Annotated in this window: 16 protein-coding genes; 8 read left to right on the top strand and 8 right to left on the bottom strand. The window is 75.4% G+C overall.

Features of this window, described 5'->3' with window-relative positions:
• Positions 1-291 precede the first annotated feature (291 nt).
• Entirely contained in the window at positions 292-792 is a 501-nt protein-coding gene (locus D0Z06_RS02320; RefSeq protein ID WP_199522066.1) for a hypothetical protein, read from the top strand.
• Positions 793-855: 63 nt separating this feature from the next.
• Positions 856-1,422 carry a dihydrofolate reductase family protein gene (locus D0Z06_RS02315; RefSeq protein ID WP_117375733.1) on the top strand — a complete coding sequence of 189 codons (567 nt, stop codon included), beginning with the start codon at positions 856-858 and terminating at the stop codon, positions 1,420-1,422.
• A 9-nt stretch (positions 1,423-1,431) separates the two neighbouring features.
• Here the strand turns inward: D0Z06_RS02315 and D0Z06_RS02310 are convergent, their stop codons facing one another.
• The 3 genes from D0Z06_RS02310 to D0Z06_RS02300 are packed head-to-tail and all read right to left on the bottom strand — an operon-like array spanning position 1,432 to position 3,622.
• Positions 1,432-2,319 (bottom strand): Gfo/Idh/MocA family protein, encoded by an 888-nt coding sequence (locus D0Z06_RS02310; RefSeq protein WP_117375732.1) that lies wholly within the window; start codon positions 2,317-2,319, stop codon positions 1,432-1,434.
• Positions 2,320-2,321: 2 nt separating this feature from the next.
• Positions 2,322-2,945 (bottom strand): uracil phosphoribosyltransferase, encoded by a 624-nt coding sequence (upp, locus tag D0Z06_RS02305; protein WP_117375731.1) that lies wholly within the window; start codon positions 2,943-2,945, stop codon positions 2,322-2,324.
• A gap of 32 nt (positions 2,946-2,977) precedes the next feature.
• Complete coding sequence (locus D0Z06_RS02300; RefSeq protein ID WP_199522065.1) at positions 2,978-3,622, bottom strand: maleylpyruvate isomerase family mycothiol-dependent enzyme; 645 nt, start codon at positions 3,620-3,622, stop codon at positions 2,978-2,980.
• A gap of 123 nt (positions 3,623-3,745) precedes the next feature.
• Between D0Z06_RS02300 and deoC the strand changes: the two genes are divergently transcribed.
• From deoC to D0Z06_RS02285, 3 genes are all read left to right on the top strand, one after another.
• On the top strand, positions 3,746-4,741 hold the full coding sequence (gene deoC / locus D0Z06_RS02295) for a deoxyribose-phosphate aldolase (protein ID WP_117375729.1): 996 nt from the start codon (positions 3,746-3,748) through the stop codon (positions 4,739-4,741).
• A gap of 2 nt (positions 4,742-4,743) precedes the next feature.
• On the top strand, positions 4,744-6,210 hold the full coding sequence (locus D0Z06_RS02290) for an aldehyde dehydrogenase family protein (RefSeq protein ID WP_117375728.1): 1,467 nt from the start codon (positions 4,744-4,746) through the stop codon (positions 6,208-6,210).
• A 76-nt stretch (positions 6,211-6,286) separates the two neighbouring features.
• Positions 6,287-7,153, top strand: a complete 867-nt coding sequence (locus D0Z06_RS02285) for an aldehyde dehydrogenase family protein (protein WP_117375727.1) — start codon at positions 6,287-6,289, stop codon at positions 7,151-7,153.
• 17 nt (positions 7,154-7,170) lie between these two features.
• Here D0Z06_RS02285 and D0Z06_RS02280 read toward each other — a convergent pair whose 3' ends face one another.
• Complete coding sequence (locus tag D0Z06_RS02280) at positions 7,171-8,694, bottom strand: PucR family transcriptional regulator (protein WP_117375726.1); 1,524 nt, start codon at positions 8,692-8,694, stop codon at positions 7,171-7,173.
• A 138-nt stretch (positions 8,695-8,832) separates the two neighbouring features.
• Here D0Z06_RS02280 and D0Z06_RS02275 point away from each other — a divergent pair, with 138 nt between their 5' ends.
• The 3 genes from D0Z06_RS02275 to D0Z06_RS02265 all read left to right on the top strand — a co-directional run bounded on the left by D0Z06_RS02275 (position 8,833) and on the right by D0Z06_RS02265 (position 12,153).
• Positions 8,833-9,318, top strand: coding sequence for a nucleoside deaminase (locus D0Z06_RS02275; RefSeq protein WP_117375725.1), 486 nt, complete (start codon positions 8,833-8,835; stop codon positions 9,316-9,318).
• Positions 9,315-10,616 (top strand): cytosine permease, encoded by a 1,302-nt coding sequence (gene codB / locus D0Z06_RS02270; RefSeq protein ID WP_117375724.1) that lies wholly within the window; start codon positions 9,315-9,317, stop codon positions 10,614-10,616. The genes D0Z06_RS02275 and codB overlap by 4 nt, the downstream gene beginning before the upstream one ends.
• Before the next feature lie 79 nt (positions 10,617-10,695).
• Positions 10,696-12,153 carry a hypothetical protein gene (locus D0Z06_RS02265; RefSeq protein ID WP_117375723.1) on the top strand — a complete coding sequence of 486 codons (1,458 nt, stop codon included), beginning with the start codon at positions 10,696-10,698 and terminating at the stop codon, positions 12,151-12,153.
• A gap of 277 nt (positions 12,154-12,430) precedes the next feature.
• Here the strand turns inward: D0Z06_RS02265 and D0Z06_RS02260 are convergent, their stop codons facing one another.
• The 4 genes from D0Z06_RS02260 to D0Z06_RS02245 all read right to left on the bottom strand — a co-directional run bounded on the left by D0Z06_RS02260 (position 12,431) and on the right by D0Z06_RS02245 (position 17,108).
• A complete protein-coding gene (locus tag D0Z06_RS02260; protein ID WP_117375722.1) occupies positions 12,431-13,942 on the bottom strand; it encodes a DEAD/DEAH box helicase in 1,512 nt (503 codons plus the stop codon).
• A 233-nt stretch (positions 13,943-14,175) separates the two neighbouring features.
• Complete coding sequence (locus D0Z06_RS02255) at positions 14,176-15,249, bottom strand: adenosine deaminase (RefSeq protein WP_233517384.1); 1,074 nt, start codon at positions 15,247-15,249, stop codon at positions 14,176-14,178.
• Positions 15,250-15,483: 234 nt separating this feature from the next.
• Positions 15,484-16,299 carry an ABC transporter permease gene (locus tag D0Z06_RS02250; protein ID WP_233517383.1) on the bottom strand — a complete coding sequence of 272 codons (816 nt, stop codon included), beginning with the start codon at positions 16,297-16,299 and terminating at the stop codon, positions 15,484-15,486.
• Positions 16,296-17,108, bottom strand: coding sequence for an ABC transporter ATP-binding protein (locus tag D0Z06_RS02245; protein WP_233517382.1), 813 nt, complete (start codon positions 17,106-17,108; stop codon positions 16,296-16,298). The genes D0Z06_RS02250 and D0Z06_RS02245 overlap by 4 nt, the downstream gene beginning before the upstream one ends.
• Between the last annotated feature and the right edge of the window lie 144 nt (positions 17,109-17,252).

Raw genomic sequence — 17,252 nt, 5'->3', positions numbered from 1 at the left:
TCGGGTGGGGAAGACGGTCTGTGAGAAGACGTCCCTCCTACCGAGGTCCTGCGCTTCCTCCCGTCACCTCGCGCGCGTCGGCGTGTCCGGCCCGCCCTGCCAGCCGCCCGCTACTGGGAAAGGCTCACTGCCGCGGGCGGGATGTGTCGTCCCGACGATGACGCGCTATGCGCTGCCCCGCCCGAACGGGTTGTTCTCGTCATGGTGGTTGAACGGCGACGGTTAGTTCTTGCCGACGGGACGACTATCGATGGATTCAACCCCTTGCCCGGGACACCTGCAGGCACCCCGGTGGGTGACTGGCTGCCGCTTGCGCGGGCCTGCGTCGACATCACCGCGCTGAACCCGCCACCATCGCCCGGCGAGGTGTACCGCTACTTCCAGACCCTGCCGCTGCCCGAGCTCGTCACCCAGCAGCAGCCCCCCGGCGACGCCCTCGTCGGGCTGCCGGTCATCTTCTACACCGACAGCCCGACCACCCAGACCTTCACCGTGGACATCCGCGGCTTCACCGTCGACATCGTCGCCACGGCGAGCGCCTTCGCCTGGCACACCGGCGACGGCACCGTCCTGACCTCCACCGACCCCGGCGCGCCCTACCCGGCCCACACCGTGACCCACGACTACGCCGGCGGCAGCTACACCGCCTCGTTGACCACGACCTGGAGCGGCACCTTCAGCGTCGACGGCGGGGCGAGCGCCGACGTCCCGGGCACCACGACCACCGACGGCCCGCCGGTCACCTTCGACGTGCTGGAGGCCCGTCCGGTGCTCACCAACCCGCACGACTGACGGGCCCGGCACCGATCACTTCCGGCCCGCGCGGCGGTCTCCCTCCCGGAGAGGAGACCAGCCATGAGGAAGATCGTCCTGCAGATGTCCGTGTCCCTCGACGGGTTCTTCGAGGGCCCGGACGGCGACATCGGCTGGCACCGGGTCGACGACGAGCTGCACGAGCACTTCAACGAGGAGCTCGGCGCGATGAGCGCGTTCCTGGAGGGACGGCGGAGCTACGAGCTGATGGAGGCCTTCTGGCCCACGGCCGACGCCGATCCGGCCAGCACCGGGCCCATGGTCGAGTTCGCCCGCATCTGGCGGGAGACGCCCAAGCTCGTCTTCTCCCGGACGCTGCAGCAGGTCGGGCCGAACGCCGAGCTGGTCCGGGAGGTCGACGCCGGCCGGATCCGGGAGCTGGCCGCGCAGCCGGGCGGCGACATGGCGGTCGGCGGCGCCGAGCTCGCCACGGAGTTCCGCCGGCTCGGCCTGGTCGACGAGTACCAGATCTACGTCCACCCCGTGCTGCTCGGCAAGGGCCGCCCCCTCTTCGCCGAGGCGGAGGGCCGCACGGACCTCCGGCTCGTCGAGACCCGGACGCTCGGCAACGGCGTCGTCCTGCTGCGCCACGCGCGGGAGGCCGGCTGACCGGCCGCGTCAGGAGGCCACGGCCTCCCGGCGTCCGGTCTCCAGCGCCTGCTGCGCCGCGGCGAGCACGGCCACCACGTCCCGGCCGAACCCGACGTCGCAGGGGTGCCTGCCGCCGGTCATCGCTGCGGCCGCCAGCTCGTCCACCGCCACCGACAGCGCGGCCGGGGCCGCGTCGGTCTGCGGGAGCAGCACCAGCCGGCCGGCGTCGCCGTGCACGAAGAACTCGATGCCGGTCGACATCTCCGCGACCGTGTGCGACAGCGTCACCGTCGAGGCGACCCCGCGGGGGTGCCGCAGCAGCAGGTGCACCGTGTCGCCCAGCCCGGCGGAGGCCTGCACCGCCTCGACCGGCCCGAGCGCCGGCACCAGCAGCGACAGCGCGTGCGGCCCGATGTCCCACAGCGCGCCGTGCTGCCGCCGCCAGGCCGAGTCGAAGGGGCTGCCGGCCAGCGCGCTCAGCCACGAGCCGGCACCGCCGGCCAGCCGGGTGCGCCCCGCCTGGGTCAGCCAGGTCTGGGTGGCCGCCTGGAACCGGAAGGTGAAGAACACCACCGAGGCCACGCCCGCATCGCGGACCGCGGTGACCACCCGGTCGGCGTCCGCCGGGGTCAGCGCGATCGGCTTCTCCAGCAGCAGGTGCTTGCCCGCCGCCGCGGCGCGCTCGGCCAGCCCCACCTGCACGTCCGGCGGGACGGCGACCGCCACGGCGTCGACGACGTCGAGCAGCGCGTCGAGGTCGTCGTAGCCGGGGACGTCGAACTCCGCCCCGACCGCCTCCGCCTTGGCCGGGTCACGCCCCCAGACCCCGGCCAGGGACGCCGTCGGGTGCTCCGCCAGCGCCGCGGCGTGCACGTGCTTGGCCCAGTAGCCGGTACCGAGCACCCCGAAGCGCACGGTCAGACCGCCCCGAACTGCCGGTCACCGGCGTCCCCGAGGCCCGGCACGATGTACGCCTTCTCGTTGAGCCCCTCGTCGACCGAGGCGGTGAACACCCGCAGCGGCAGCCCGCTCTCCTCCAGCCGGCGCAGGCCCTCGGGCGCGGCCAGCGCGCAGAGCACGGTGATCGCCGTGGCGCCGCGGGAGGTCAGCAGCCCGCAGCAGTGCACCAGCGAGCCGCCCGTCGCCAGCATCGGGTCGAGGACGAACACGTGCCGGTCGACCAGCGTCTCCGGCAGCGAGGCCATGTACGCCTCGGGCTGGAAGGTCTCCTCGTTGCGGGCCAACCCGACGAAGCCCATCTGCGACTCCGGCAGCATCCCGTGCGCGGTGTCGGCCATCCCCAGCCCGGCCCGCAGCACCGGCACGATCAGCGGCGGCGCGGCCAGCCGGTAGCCGGTCGTGGCCGTCACCGGGGTGGTGATCGGCTCCTCGGCGACCGCCAGGTCGCGGGTGGCCTCGTAGACCAGCATCTGGGTGAGCTCGCGCAACGCCGCCCGGAAGGCCGCGTTGTCGGTCCGCTCGTCCCGCATGCGGGTCAGTCGGGCACGGGCCAGCGGGTGGTCGACGACGGTCAGCTTCACGGCGCACACCGTAACCGCCGCCGGCGCGGTGATCAGGGCCCGAGCCGGTCGGTCACCCGGGGGGCGCCCGGCCCGGAGACGTCGACCGCCGACCGCGGGCGGCCGGTGGCCAGCAGCAGCAGCTCCCCCGCCGCGCCCCGGACCTCCGGGCCCTCGCCGGCGTCCCAGTCGCCGTCGGTGGCGACCAGGCGCAGCCCGCGGAACCGCCGCTCCGGCCGGCCGTAGAAGACGTTGGACCACACGTGCCGCAGGCCCGCGACGGCGAGGTCCGGCGGCGTGGGCAGCGCGCGCCCGAGCGGCCGGACGACGTCCTGCGCGTGGACGAGGACGTCGACCAGCGGGTCCCAGGGGCTGGAGAGCCCCAGGCGCCGGTCGGCGTCCGCGGTCTCGCGGAGCTGCGCGACCAGTGCCGCCGGGGGGAAGGCGGCCGCCCGCTCCTGCGCCCAGCGGGCGTCGGCACGTTCGAAGCTGCCTCCCGCCCGCAGCACCCGCAGCAGCGTGGCCGCCGTCGACTGGCGGGTGGAGAGGGTGAGGTGGGCCAGCACCTCGTGCACGGTCCAGGCCGCGCACAGCGACCGGACCGCCCACTCCCGGGCGTGCAGGTCGTCCAGCAGGTCGGCGAGGGCCCGTCGCTGGGCGGCCACCTCGGGGAGCATGCGGACGCGGGGTCGGCTCACGGGTCCTCCACCGGGGGCGCGCGGGAACGGGCACTGCTGAGGACCCCGCCGCGGGGGTGGACTCATCGCTCCCCGGGGGGAAGCGCCGACGGGCCGGGGCCGGCTGCGGGGGAGAATGCGGGCATGACCCACCTGCTCGACCCCCAGGCGGCGGCCGCGGACGCCGCGCCACGGCGGGAACCCCCGCCGCCGTTCGGCGACGCGACGCGGTCCGAGGCCGCGTTCCGGGCCTTCCTGCACGGCCTGCCGGGCGTCGACCAGGTCGGCGCCGAGGCCCGGGTGGGCGTGCTGGGCACCCGCTCGATCAAGACCACCGCGAAGGCGTGGGCGATCGACACCGCGATCTCGATGGTCGACCTCACCACGCTCGAGGGCGCCGACACCCCCGGCAAGGTGCGCAGCCTGGCGGCCAAGGCCCGGCAGCCCGACCCGACCGACCCGTCGACGCCGCGGGTCGCGGCCGTCTGCGTCTACGGCGACCTCGCCGGGGTCGCCCGCGAGGCGCTGACGGGTACCGGCATCCACGTCGCCGCCGTCGCCACCGCCTTCCCCAGCGGCCGCGCCTCGCGCGCGGTCAAGCTCGCCGACGTGCGGGACGCCGTGGCCAACGGCGCCGACGAGATCGACATGGTCATCGACCGCGGCGCCTTCCTCGCCGGCCGCTACCTCGACGTCTTCGACGAGATCGTCGCGGTGAAGGAGGCCTGCGGCGAGGCCCACCTGAAGGTCATCCTCGAGACCGGCGAGCTGGTCACCCTCGACAACGTCCGCCGCGCCTCCTGGCTGGCGATGCTGGCCGGCGGCGACTTCATCAAGACCTCCACCGGCAAGGTCTCCCCCGCGGCGACCCTGCCGGTCTGCCTGGTGATGATGGAGGCGGTCCGCGACTTCCGCGCCGCCACCGGCCGCCAGGTCGGCGTCAAGCCCGCCGGCGGCATCCGGACGACGAAGGACGCGGTCAAGCACCTCGTCCTCGTCAACGAGGTCGCCGGCCCCGACTGGCTCTCCCCCGACTGGTTCCGCTTCGGCGCCTCCAGCCTGCTCAACGACCTGCTCCTGCAGCGGCAGAAGCTGCGCACCGGCCACTACTCCGGCCCCGACCACGTGAGCGTCGACTGACCATGACCGCACCCGCCCAGCCCAGCCCCGCGTTCGAGTACGCCCCCGCACCCGAGTCGCGCTCCATCGTCGACATCGCGCCCTCCTACGGCCTGTTCGTCGACGGCGAGTTCGTCGACGGCACCGGCGAGGCCATGAAGACGGTGAACCCGGCCACCGAGGAGGTCCTCTCCGAGGTCGCGGTGGGCACCGAGGCCGACGTCGACCGCGCCGTGAAGGCCGCCCGGCGCGCGTTCACCCGCACCTGGGGGCCGATGCGCCCGGCCGACCGCGGCAAGTACCTGTTCCGGATCGCCCGGCTGCTGCAGGAGCGGGCCCGGGAGTTCGCCGTCCTGGAGACGCTGGACAACGGCAAGCCGATCCGGGAGTCCCGCGACGTCGACGTGCCCCTCGCCGCGGCGCACTTCTTATACCACGCCGGCTGGGCCGACAAGCTGGACTGGGCGGGGCTGGGGCCCGGCCCGAGGCCGCTGGGCGTGGCCGGCCAGGTCATCCCGTGGAACTTCCCGCTGCTGATGCTGGCGTGGAAGATCGCCCCCGCGCTGGCCACCGGCAACACCGTCGTCCTCAAGCCGGCCGAGACCACCCCGCTGACCGCGCTGCTGTTCGCCGAGGTCTGCCGGCAGGCCGACCTGCCGGCGGGCGTGGTGAACGTCGTCACCGGCGCCGGCGAGACCGGCCGGGCCGTCGTCGAGCACGCGGACGTCGACAAGGTCGCGTTCACCGGCTCCACCGAGGTCGGCCGCTCGATCGCCCGCGCCGTGGCCGGCACCCGCAAGAAGCTGACGCTGGAGCTGGGCGGCAAGGCGGCCAACATCGTCTTCGACGACGCCCCGGTCGACCAGGCCGTCGAGGGGATCGTCCAGGGCATCTTCTTCAACCAGGGCCACGTGTGCTGCGCGGGCTCCCGGCTGCTGGTGCAGGAGAACGTGCACGACGAGGTCATCGCGCGCCTGCAGCGGCGGATCGGCACCCTGCGCCTCGGCGACCCGCTGGACAAGAACACCGACATCGGGGCGATCAACTCCGCCGAGCAGCTCGCCCGGATCCGCGAGCTGTCCGAGATCGGGGAGGCGGAGGGCGCGCAGCGCTGGCAGCCGGCGTGCGCGCTGCCCGACCGCGGGTTCTGGTTCCCGCCGACCGTCTTCACCGAGGTCTCCCCCGCCCACCGCATCGCCCGCGACGAGGTCTTCGGCCCGGTCCTCTCGGTGCTCACCTTCCGGACGCCGGACGAGGCGGTGGCAAAGGCGAACAACACCACCTACGGCCTGTCGGCCGGCATCTGGACGGAGAAGGGGTCGCGGATCCTCGCGATCACCGACCGGCTGCGCGCCGGGGTGGTCTGGGCCAACACGTTCAACAAGTTCGACCCGACGTCGCCCTTCGGCGGCTACAAGCAGTCCGGCTACGGCCGCGAGGGCGGCCGGCAGGGTCTGGCCGCGTACCTGACGGGAGCTGACAGCAAGTGAGCATCGCAGCGAGCGCCGGCGAGCGAGGAGCGGAGCGCGCGCGGGAGCTCCCCGGTGGGACGGGGGCCGACGCCCGATGAGCGACCGTCTGGCGGTCCGCAAGACCTACAAGCTGTACGTGAACGGCGCCTTCCCCCGCTCGGAGTCCGGCCGCACGTACGAGGTGACCGACACCAGGGGCCACTTCCTCGCCAACGCCGCGCGCGCCAGCCGCAAGGACGCCCGGGACGCCGTCGTCGCCGCCCGCGCCGCCTTCGGGAAGTGGTCCGGCGCGACCGCCTACAACCGCGGCCAGGTGCTCTACCGGGTGGCCGAGGTGATGGAGGGCCGGCACGTCCAGTTCTGCGACGAGGTCGCCGCGGGTGAGGGCCTGTCGTCGTCGCGGGCGCGGGCCGCCGTGGACGCCGCCATCGACCGCTGGGTCTGGTACGCGGGCTGGACCGACAAGCTGGCCGCCGTCCTCGGCGGGGCCAACCCGATCGCCGGCCCCTACTTCGGCTTCTCGACGCCCGAGCCGACCGGCGTGGTCGCCGTCCTCGCGCCGCAGCGCTCGTCGCTGCTGGGTCTGGTCAGCGTGCTGGCGCCGGTGCTGGCCTGCGGCAACACCGCGGTCGTCGTCACGTCCGGGGCGCGGCCGCTGCCGGCGGTGACCCTCGGCGAGGTGCTGGCCACCAGCGACGTCCCCGGCGGGGTGGTCAACCTGCTCACCGGCGACGCCGCGGAGCTGGGACCCTGGCTGGCCGAGCACGACGACGTCGACGCCATCGACCTCACCGGCGCGCCCGCCGGCCGGGCCATGGAGCTCGAGCGCCTCGCGGCCGGGAGCATCAAGCGGGTGGTCCGCCCGCCGTCCGAGGAGCCCGACTGGACCGCCGACCCGGGCACCTCCCGCCTGACCCCCTTCCTCGAGACCAAGTCCGTGTGGCATCCGATCGGGCTGTGACGGCCCTCCTCTCGCAGTCAGCGCCGGCGCGGCCGGTCGCCCTGCCGGTCGCGGGCGTGCAGGAGGAGGGCCGCGGTGGTGGCCACCACGAGGTCGTCGTGCGACGCCGGGTCGTCGACCGGCCGGCCGAGCACGGTCGCGATGCGGCGCAGCCGCTGGTGCAGCGACTGGCGCTGCACGTGCAGCGCCGCCGCGGTGCGGGTCCGGTTGCCGCCGTGGCGCAGGTGCACCGCCAGGGTGCGCACCAGGTCGCTGCCCGTCGCGGCGTCCCAGGCGACCAGCGGGGCCAGCGCGTCGTCGACGAGCCGCCCCAGGGCCCGGTCGTCGAGCCGGCCGAGCAGCTGGGCGAGGGTGAGCTCCCGGGTCAGCACCGTGCCCCGGCCCAGCAGGGTCGCGGTGGGCAGCGCGGCGTGGGCCTGGCGCAGCGAGTGGCCGGCCTCGGCCAGGGGCACGGCCGGGCCCACGGTGGTCACCGCGCCCTCCTCGGGGAGCCGGCCCGCCAGCCACCCCGCGGGGTCGCTGCGGTCCGGGGCCGCCGGGACGGCGACCAGCCCCAGCGCCTCCCCGCGCACCCGGTCGGCCAGCAGCTCCAGACCGCAGCCGTGCGCCGTCCGCGCCCACCCGGCCAGCACGTGCCGGGGATCGGGGGCCGAGGCCGCCAGCCCGACCACCCGCGCGGCCGGCGGTGGGTGGAAGTCGCCGAGCCCGGCCCGCAGCAGCAGCTCCCGCGTCCCGGGCACCGTGTCGGCGAGGAGGTCGGTGAGCAGCGCCGCGGCCGGGTCGCCGGGGGACCCGGTGCCGGCCCGGGCGACGGCGACCGCGGCCAGCTTGGCCACCCGGGCGGCCAGGAGGTCCAGCAGCGCGTCGTCGGTGCCGGGGCCCGCCCCCAGCAGCACCGCCCCCCAGTCGACGTCCCACGGCCGGACGACGGCGCTGGCGGCCGGCCGGCGCAGCAGCCGGTCCGTGGCCCGCTGGTCGCGGGCCCCCGCCGCGGCGACCACCTGCCCCGACCGGGTCACCAGCGCGACCGGGCCGCCGGTCGCCGCCGCGACGCAGGAGACCAGCGCCGGGGTGCCGCCCCCGGCGGCCAGCGCGTCGTGCACCTCGTCCACGACCGCGTCGACCACCCGCAGCCGCCGGGCGTCGGCGTGCAGGATCGCCCCGTTGGCCTCCTCGCAGATGCGGATGAACGGCACGACCCGGCGCAGCACGTAGAGCGGGAGCCGGGCCCGCCGCGCCTCGTCGGAGACCTCCTCGGGCAGCTGCGGGAGCGACCGGCCGAGCTCCAGGCAGGCCGCCGCGACCCCGCGGCCGGCCAGCTCCCGCACCCAGTGCCGGCGCGCCCCGGCGTCCACGCCGGCCAGGCCCAGACCGGTGGTCAGCAGGAGGTCCCCGGCCGACAGCAGCGGACCGATCTCGTAGATCTCGCTGGAGTGCACCCAGCGGACCGCCGTCCCGGGCGCCTCCGGCGCCACCGCGACCCCCGGGTCCGCGTCCCGGACGGCGGCCAGCGCGAGGAACTCCTCCAGGCTCAGCGCCACCCCGCACCCCCTGACACGACGTCGTGGATCACGGCACCGATCGTCGACACCCGGGGGATTGTGACCTGACCTCCCCCTCCCCGAGCCTCGGTCCGTCGTCCCGGCACGCGGCCGGGACCCGGTGGGAGGGAGGCGGGGATGACGGTCCCGCTGGACGAGGAGACGGCGCGGTCCTGGCTCGCGCTCGCGGTCGAGGAGGCGCGCGCCGGGCGCGACGAGGGCGGCATCCCGATCGGGGCCGTGCTCGTCGGCCGCGACGGCGCGGTGCTCGGCCGCGGCCACAACCGCCGGGTGCAGGACGGCGACCCGTCGGTGCACGGGGAGACGGCCGCGTTCCGGGACGCCGGCCGGCAGCGCTCCTACCGCGGCACCACGATGGTCACCACCCTCTCGCCGTGCTGGTACTGCAGCGGCCTGGTCCGGCAGTTCGGCATCTCCCGGCTCGTCGTCGGGGAGGCCCGGACGTTCTCCGGCGGCCACGACTGGCTGGCCGAGCACGGCGTCGAGGTCGTCGTGCTGGACGACCCCGGGTGCGCCGGGATGATGGCGGAGTTCGTCGCCGCGCACCCGGACCTCTGGTTCGAGGACATCGGCGAGGACGACGGGGCGGAGGTCGGGGCATGAGCCGCGCCCAGGCCCCCGACGAGGCGGTCCGCGCCGCCGGGGCGGTCGACCCCGACTACCCGATCGACCCCGTCCCGGCCTCCGCCCGGCGGTCGCTGTTCTCCCTGGCCGTCGTCCTGCTGGGGTTCACCTTCTTCACCCCCACGATGCTGGCCGGCGCGCAGGTGGGCACCGCCTTCCCGTTCGCGACGCTGGTCGGCGTGCTGCTGCTCGGCAGCGCCGTGCTCGGGGTCTACGTCGCGGTGATCGGCGCGATCGGGGCCCGCACCGGCCTCACCACGGTGATGATGTGCCGCTACGCCCTGGGCACCCGCGGCTCGAAGCTGGCCTCGCTGCTGCTCGGCGGCACGCAGGTCGGGTGGTACGGGGTCACCGTGGCGACCCTGGCCGGCCTCACCGCGAGCGCGCTGGGCTGGGAGGGCGACGGCGCCGAGATCGCGCTGATGGTCGTCGGCGGCGCGGTCATGGGCGTCACCGCGTACTACGGCTACAAGGGCATGTACGCGCTGTCGCTGGTGTCGGTACCGCTGATGCTGGTGCTCGCCGGCTGGGTCACCTGGCGGTCGCTGGAGGAGGTGGGCGGCTGGTCCGGCCTGGCCGCCATCGAGCCCACCGGGTCCATGACGGTCGCGCTCGCCGTCACCGTCGTCGTCGGCACCTTCGCCTCGGGCGGCACGCAGGCGCCCAACTGGACCCGGTTCGCCCGCACCCCCGTCGCGGGCTTCTGGGCCTGCCTGGTCGCCTTCCTCATCGGTGAGCTGCTCATGCTCGGCTTCGGCGCCATCGGCGCGCTGTCGTTCGGTGAGGGCGACTTCGTCCTCGTCCTGTACCAGCTCGGCCTCGTCGGCTGGGGGCTGGTCTTCCTCGTCGCGAACCTGTGGACCACCAACGACAACACCGCCTACAACTTCGGCGTCGCGGGAGCCGAGATCGCCAACTCCCGGTCGAAGAAGCCCTTCGTCATCGGCGGCGTCGTCCTGGGCACCCTGCTCGCGGTCACCGGGATCTACGACAACCTGATCGACTACCTCAGCTGGCTGGGCGTGCTGATCCCGCCGCTCGGCGGGGTGATCATCGGTGACTTCCTGGCCCGCTGGCGCGGGGGGATGGTGCGGGCCGCGGCCGAGCTGCCGGGCGTCGAGTGGCGCAACGTGGCGGTCTACGCCGTCGCCGCGTCCGCCGCCTGGTGGAGCAACGAGGCGCAGTGGTTCATCCCGCCGGTCATCGGCATCGCGGTCGCGATCGCCGGCGTCCTGGTCGTCCAGCGCGGTCGCCGCCCGGCGGGCGTCCCCGCCTGACCGCCCCCACCGCCCCGGGGGCGCGCGGACCGGGGAACCCGGGGGCGCGTTCCCGGGGCGAGACGGCAGGATGGGCTCCGTGGCCAGGCCCAGCATCGTGCCCATCGCACTCACCCTCGACGACCGAACCGGCTACACCCTGTGGGCACCGCCGTGGGAGGAGGACGGCGAGGAGTGGCAGGCCTTCCTCGGCACCTCGGAGGGCGAGCGGGCGCGGGTGCACCTCTTCCCGACCCCGGCGGCGCTCGCGGCGTTCTGCCGCCGCCGCACCGACCACGACCTCGCCGACCACCCCGTCTGGCCGGTGGTGGTGGGCCTCGGCGCGGCCGACCTGACCCCGGACGACGACCACCGCTACGACCTCGACGCGGTCTACGACGTCGCTGCCGAGGAGCCCGACCGCTGGGCGGTCGAGGAGCTGGCGGCCACGGTCGACATCGTCAGCCGGCTCGCCGAGTGCCTCGACACCGAGGACGACACCGAGGACGACACCGAGGAGGACGCCGAGGACGAGGAGGACGCCGAGGACGAGGACGGCGACGAGGACGGCGACGAGGACGAGACCGACGACGGGGGGACGGAGTTCGGCGCCCTCGCCGACCTGGTCGCCAAGCCGGAGATCGGCTCCCTCGGCCTCGGCCCGGAGGCGTTCGTCGGCCGCGCCGGCGAGGACGCCTGGCTCGGCGTCGGATCGGCCCTCGACGACCTCTGGGAGGACGTCCTCGAGGAGCTCGACGCGCACCTGGACTGGACCGGCGGCGGCACCGTCACCCTCGCCGACTACCCGGCGGCGGAGGAGGACGACGAGGACGAGGACGAAGAGGGCGGCGGCACGGCGGGGGACGCCGACGAGCGGCCGGCCGGAGCCACCGCCGCCTCGCTGCCGGCGCGCCCGGCGGCGGTCGAGTCGGCCGGCGGGGCACCCGGCACCAGCGCCATCGCCCGCCCGGGCCGGATCAGCGCCGGCCCGGCCGAGGTGGCCGCCGCCGCGGAGTTCTGGGAGTCGGTCGGCATCCTCCCCGTGGAGCTGGTCGTCCCCGAGGGCACCGGTCTGACCCTGCGGTGCTACGTCGACGACCGGGCCCGCTTCCTCGGCCGGGACGGCGAGGTCTTCCTCTTCCCCACCCCCGAGGACCTCCGCCGCTTCTGCGCCGGGGACGAGGAGCACGACCTCACCGAGATCACCTCCTGGCCCGAGGTCGCCGACACCGAGACCCGCGCGCTCCCGGCCGAGCAGGACCGCTACGACCTCACCGAGCTGGCCGAGGTGCTCGCCGAGGTCGCCGACGGGGCGCCGGGCCTGGTCGACCACCGGGCACTGGCCCAGCCGGTGGAGGGCGTCCGCGACATCGCCGAGTACGCCCGCCTGGCCCGGGTCGAGCGGCTGCTGCAGCCCACCGAGCCGCTCGGGCGGGCGGCGCTGAGCGCGGAGAGCGAGCCGGACCGCCCCCTGCGCGCGGAGGAGGCGGCCACCCTGCGCCCGCTGTGGGACGAGGTCGTGACCGAGGTCAGCGGGACCCTGGTCTTCCGCGACTGAGCATCCGCCGCTGCTCCCCGCGGTGCTCCCCGCCGCTGCTCCCCGCGGTGATCATGGGGATGTCGCCCGCGACTCGCGGTGGTCCGGCGTGTCCCGGGGCGACAACTCCATGATCACCGACGGGGCGGGGGCGGGCCCTCAGCGCGGCAGCGGCCGGCCCTCGGCGCGGCAGCGGCCGGCCCCGGGGGTCCCGGAACCGGCCGCTGCCGTGCATCAGGTGCGCCGCGTCAGGCGCGCCGCGTCAGGCGCGCCGCGTCAGGTGCGCCGAGTCAGGTGCTCAGTCGGCGGAGGTGTGGCTGGGTCGCCGGCCCTGACCGCGGTAGCCGCCCGGACGACGGTCCCCGCCACCCCGGCGGTCGGCGCCGAAGCGCTCGCCCTCCCGGCGGGGACGGTCGGGGCGCTCCCCCACCGGGCGCTCGCCGTCCCGGCGCGGCCGCTCGCCGTAGGGCCGGCGGGGGCGGTCGCCGTCCCGGCGCGGGCGACGGCCGCCGGGACCACCGGAGGGCCGCCGGTGCTCGCGCGCGGGGCGCTGCACGGGCTCGACGTGCACGCCGCTGGCGACGAGCTCGGCGATCGGGGCGTCACCCGGCCGGACCCGGCTGACCACCGGCTCGACCCGGGCCTGGCGGAAGCGGCGCTTGGCCTGGCCCACCTGGTCGGGCAGGAGCAGCGAGACGACCACGCCTCCGGCACCGGCCCGCGCCGTGCGGCCCGAGCGGTGCAGGTAGGTCTTGTGGTCGGCCGGCGGGTCGTAGTGCAGCACCAGCGACACGTCGTCGACGTGGATGCCGCGGGCGGCGACGTCGGTGGCGACCAGCACCGGGCTGCGGGCGTCGGTGAACGCCTCCAGCGCCCGGCGGCGGGCGCCCTGCGGCAGGCCGCCGTGGATCGCCTCGGCCCGGATGCCGGCCGCCCGCAGGTTCTCGGTCAGCCGGTCGACGCCGAGCTGGGTGCGCGCGAAGACGATCGTGCGCCCCGGACGTGCGGCCAGCTCCTGGGTCACCGGGACCTTGTCGCGGAAGGCCACGCTGTAGGCCAGGTGCTCGGCCGGCGGGGCGTCGTCCCCGGGGCGCCGCACCTCGTGGCGGGCGGGGTCGGTCAGGTAGCGGCGGACCAGCGTGTCGACCTCGCCGTCCAGCGTGGCCGAGAAGAGCAACCGCTGGGCGTCGGGGCGGGTCTGGTCGAGCAGCTCCTGCACGACCGGCAGGAAGCCGAGGTCGGACATGAAGTCGGCCTCGTCGATGACGCTGACCTCGACGTCGGCGAGGGTGGCCTCGCCCTGGCCGATCAGGTCCTGCAGCCGGCCGGGGGTGGCGACGACGACGTCCACGCCGCGGCGCAGCTGCGAGATCTGGCGGCCCATCGAGGCGCCGCCGTACACGGTCGCGAACTGGACGCCGATGGCCTGACCGAGCGGGGCCAGGTTGTCGGAGACCTGCTGCGCGAGCTCCCGCGTGGGGACGAGCACCAGCGCACGCGGAGCGCGAGGGCCGCGGCGGGCCGTGAGGCCCAGGCGGGTCAGCAGCGGCAGGCCGAAGGCGAGGGTCTTGCCCGAGCCGGTGGCGGCCTTGCCGAGCACGTCGCGCCCGGTGAGGGCGTCGGGCAGCACGGAGGCCTGGATGGCGAACGGGTGTCGGATGCCCCGCCGCTCCAGCGCGGTCACCAGCTGCTGGGGCAGCCCCAGCTGGGCGAAGGTGGGGCCGGTCGGCTCGGGGGCGGTCCCGGGGACGGTGGTCGCCGGGTCGTTCTCGGGGGTGGTCTGGACGTCGACGATGTCGGACGTGGTCATGCGGGTGTGGGACTCCGATGCTTCTCGGGCGCGTCCCGTGGCGGTGCGCGGACACCGTCGACCGGCGTCCTCACTGGCGATCACGACGTCAGGAGACGCTGCAGATCTGCACGGATGCGCTCATGCCCGGACGGACCGTCCGGGAGGATGGCCGGCGAGTGCCGGCCCATCTACCGTAGCAGCGCAGGTCACGCCGGGATTCCCGAGCGAGGGGTGGCCCCCGCCACGTCAGGTCAGTCCCGGAGGGCGGCGTAGCCGGGGCGGACCACGTCGGTGAGCAGGCGCCGGCGCACCGACTCCTCGGCGAAGCCGGCGTCGAGCGCCCGCTCGGTGACGGTCTGGACGTCGTCCCAGCCCCACCCGGCCGCCGCGGCCACGGCGGCCAGCTCGCAGGTCACCGTCACCCCGCTCATCAGCCGGTTGTCGGTGTTCACCGTGACCGCGAAGCCGAGCGCGTGCAGCCGGCCGACCGGGTGGTCGGCGAGCGAGGCGTAGGCGCCGGTCTGGACGTTCGAGGACGGCGCCACCTCCAGCGGCACGCCGGCATGCCGGATCCGCCGCGCGACCGGCCCGAGCGTGCCGTCGTCGGCGATGTCGTCGGCGATGCGCACGCCGTGGCCGAGCCGCTCGGCCCGCGCCCCGTCGAGGGCTGCGACGATGCTGTCCACGCCGGCCGCCTCGCCCGCGTGGACGGTGCGGTGGGCGCCGGCCCGGTCGAGCAGCGCGATCGCCGAGGGGTGCCGGTCGGGCGGGAAGCCGATCTCCGGGCCGGCCAGGTCGAACCCGACCACCCCCGCGTCGCGGTAGCGCACCACGAGCTCGGCCACCTCGTCCCAGCGGTCCTCCTGCCGCATCGCGCACAGCAGGGTGCCGACGACGATCGGCTCCCCGGCGGCGGCCGCCTCCCGGGCACCCTGCGCGTAGCCGTCGAGCATCGCCTCGACGACCTCCTCGATCGGCGTCCCCGCCGCGGTGGCGAGCTCGGGTGCCATGCGCACCTCGGCGTAGACGACGCCGTCGGCGGCGAGGTCCAGGGCGCACTCGCGGGCGACCCGGTGCACCGCGTCCGGCCGCTGCATGACCGCCACGGTGTGGGCGAACGTCTCCAGGTAGCGCTCCAGCGACCCGGAGTCGGCGGCCTGCAGGAACCAGCGGGCCAGGTCGTCGGCGTCGTCGGCCGGCAGCCCGCGGTACCCGAGCTCGTCGGCCAGCTCCAGCACCGTCTGCGGCCGCAGCCCGCCGTCGAGGTGGTCGTGCAGCAGGACCTTCGGGGCGGCGTGGAGGACGTCGGCGTCGAGCGGGATCACCGGGTCATCCTGCCCCGCCCCGGGACGGCCCATGCCGAGGCCCCGCCCCGTGCGGCGCTCAGCGGTGGCCGGGGACGGCACCTGGCCGCGGTGACGGGTGGCCTCGGTGCGGTCCGACGAGCGGGGGCCCGGAGGGTCCCCCGAGGAGGAGCCGGGGTCCGGGGCTCAGCGGCGGCCGGGGACGGCACCTGGCCGCGGTGCGGTCCGGAGGACCGCCGTGTCACCGCAACCGTCTCACCGGTCCTGCCAGCGGAAGGTCAGCACGCACAGCACCAGCCCGGCGACGCACCACAGCCCGAGCACGAGGGCCACCCGGTCCAGCTCCCAGGAGCCGGCCGGCTCCTGCGCGGCCAGCACGTCGGGCAGGAAGACCGACCGCAGGCCCTGGGCCATCCACTTCAGCGGGAAGAGGGAGGCGATGGTCTGCATCCACGTCGGCACCTGGCTGAACTGGAAGAAGACCCCCGAGATGAACTGCAGCACGAGGGCGATCGGCGTCACCATGGCCGAGGCGGAGCGGCCGTTGCGCGCCAGGCTCGAGACGGCGATGCCCAGCAGCGTGCAGGCCGCGGCGCCGAGCGCGGCGACCCACGCGAACGTCACCCAGTCGCTCCCCGACGGCAGCGGGACGCCGTAGGCCAGCCCCCCCACCGCGAGCAGGACGACGATGATGAGGACGGTCACCGCCAGGACCTGCACGACCTTGCCGATGAAGTAGGCGCTCTTGGGCATGGGCGTGCCGGCGAGGTGCTTGAGCGTGCCGTCGGAGCGCTCCGTGGCGATGCTGATCGCCATGTTCTGCAGGCTCGCGCCGAGGATGCCGGCCGCGATGATGCCGGCCATGAAGTACTGGGTGAAGGAGACGCCGGCGCCGATGTCGTAGTCGAGCACCGCCCCGAAGACGCCGAGCAGGATCACCGGGAACAGCAGCGTGAACACCACCGACTCGCGCTGCCGGAAGAACTCCTTGAGCTCGACCGAGGCGCGGGACCGGTAGACGCGCGTCAGCGGCGGCAGGACGACGTCGGTGCGGCTGGTCGTCGTGGTCACTGCTCGTGTCCGATCATCCGGAGGTAGACGTCCTCGAGGGTCGGCCGGGCCACGGCCAGGTCGGGGACCTCGCCGGGGAAGCGGGTGGCCAGTTCCCGCACGAACGCGGTGGGGGTGGCCGTGTCGGCGGTGCGGCGGACGCCGTCCTCGGTCCAGCTGACCACCGCGGGGGCCTGGCCCCGCCCGCCCAGGGCGGCGGGCACGGCCACCTCGACCAGCCGGCCGTGGGCGATGACGCCCACCCGGTCGGCCAGCGCCTCGGCCTCGTCGAGGTAGTGGGTGGTCAGCAGCATCGTGGTGCCGAGGTCGCGCAGCGAGCGGATCAACGACCAGAACTGCCGGCGCGCCTCGGGGTCGAAACCGGTGGTGGGCTCGTCGAGGAACAGCAGGGTGGGGCGGCCGACGATGCCGAGGGCGACGTCCAGCCGGCGCCGCTGGCCGCCGGAGAGCAACCGGCCGCGGGCGTCGGCCTTCTCGGTCAGCCCGACCAGCTCCAGCACCTCGTCCGGGTCGCGCGGGTCGGCGTGGTAGGAGGCCTCCGCCCGGACCAGCTCGCGGCAGGTCAGCTGGCTGTCCCCGGCGCCGGACTGCAGCACGATGCCCAGCTGCGCCTTCCACCGCCGCGAGGCCTCCGCGGGGTCGGTGCCGAGCACCCGCACCTCACCGCCGTCGCGCCGGCGGAACCCCTCGCAGATCTCCACGGTCGTCGTCTTGCCGGCGCCGTTCGGGCCGAGCAGGGCGAAGATCTCCCCGCGGTGGATGTCGAGGTCGAGGCCGTCGACCGCGGTGGCCGTGCCGTAGCGCTTCACCAGGCCGCGGATGGAGATCGCCGCGTCGGGATCGGGCTCCCTCCAGGGTCCCGCCGCGGCCCCGTCCCGGGTCCCGCCCTGAGCCTGCGCAGGGTGGGGAGGACGGGGTCCTTTCCCGGTGGGGAGGAGGGAGTCCTTCTGCAC

The organism is Geodermatophilus marinus, assembly GCF_003428645.1.
GTDB lineage: Bacteria > Actinomycetota > Actinomycetes > Mycobacteriales > Geodermatophilaceae > Geodermatophilus.
Note: the sequence above shows the minus strand (reverse complement) of the source record. Positions and strands in the feature narration are given on the sequence as shown.

Coding starts and splice junctions, on each gene's coding strand:
- D0Z06_RS02275 (WP_117375725.1), top strand. CDS start 8,833: ATGACGGTCCCGCTGGACGAGGAGACGGCGCGGTCCTGGCTCGCGCTC.
- deoC (WP_117375729.1), top strand. CDS start 3,746: ATGACCCACCTGCTCGACCCCCAGGCGGCGGCCGCGGACGCCGCGCCA.
- D0Z06_RS02260 (WP_117375722.1), bottom strand. CDS start 13,942: ATGACCACGTCCGACATCGTCGACGTCCAGACCACCCCCGAGAACGAC.
- D0Z06_RS02285 (WP_117375727.1), top strand. CDS start 6,287: ATGAGCGACCGTCTGGCGGTCCGCAAGACCTACAAGCTGTACGTGAAC.
- codB (WP_117375724.1), top strand. CDS start 9,315: ATGAGCCGCGCCCAGGCCCCCGACGAGGCGGTCCGCGCCGCCGGGGCG.
- D0Z06_RS02290 (WP_117375728.1), top strand. CDS start 4,744: ATGACCGCACCCGCCCAGCCCAGCCCCGCGTTCGAGTACGCCCCCGCA.
- D0Z06_RS02315 (WP_117375733.1), top strand. CDS start 856: ATGAGGAAGATCGTCCTGCAGATGTCCGTGTCCCTCGACGGGTTCTTC.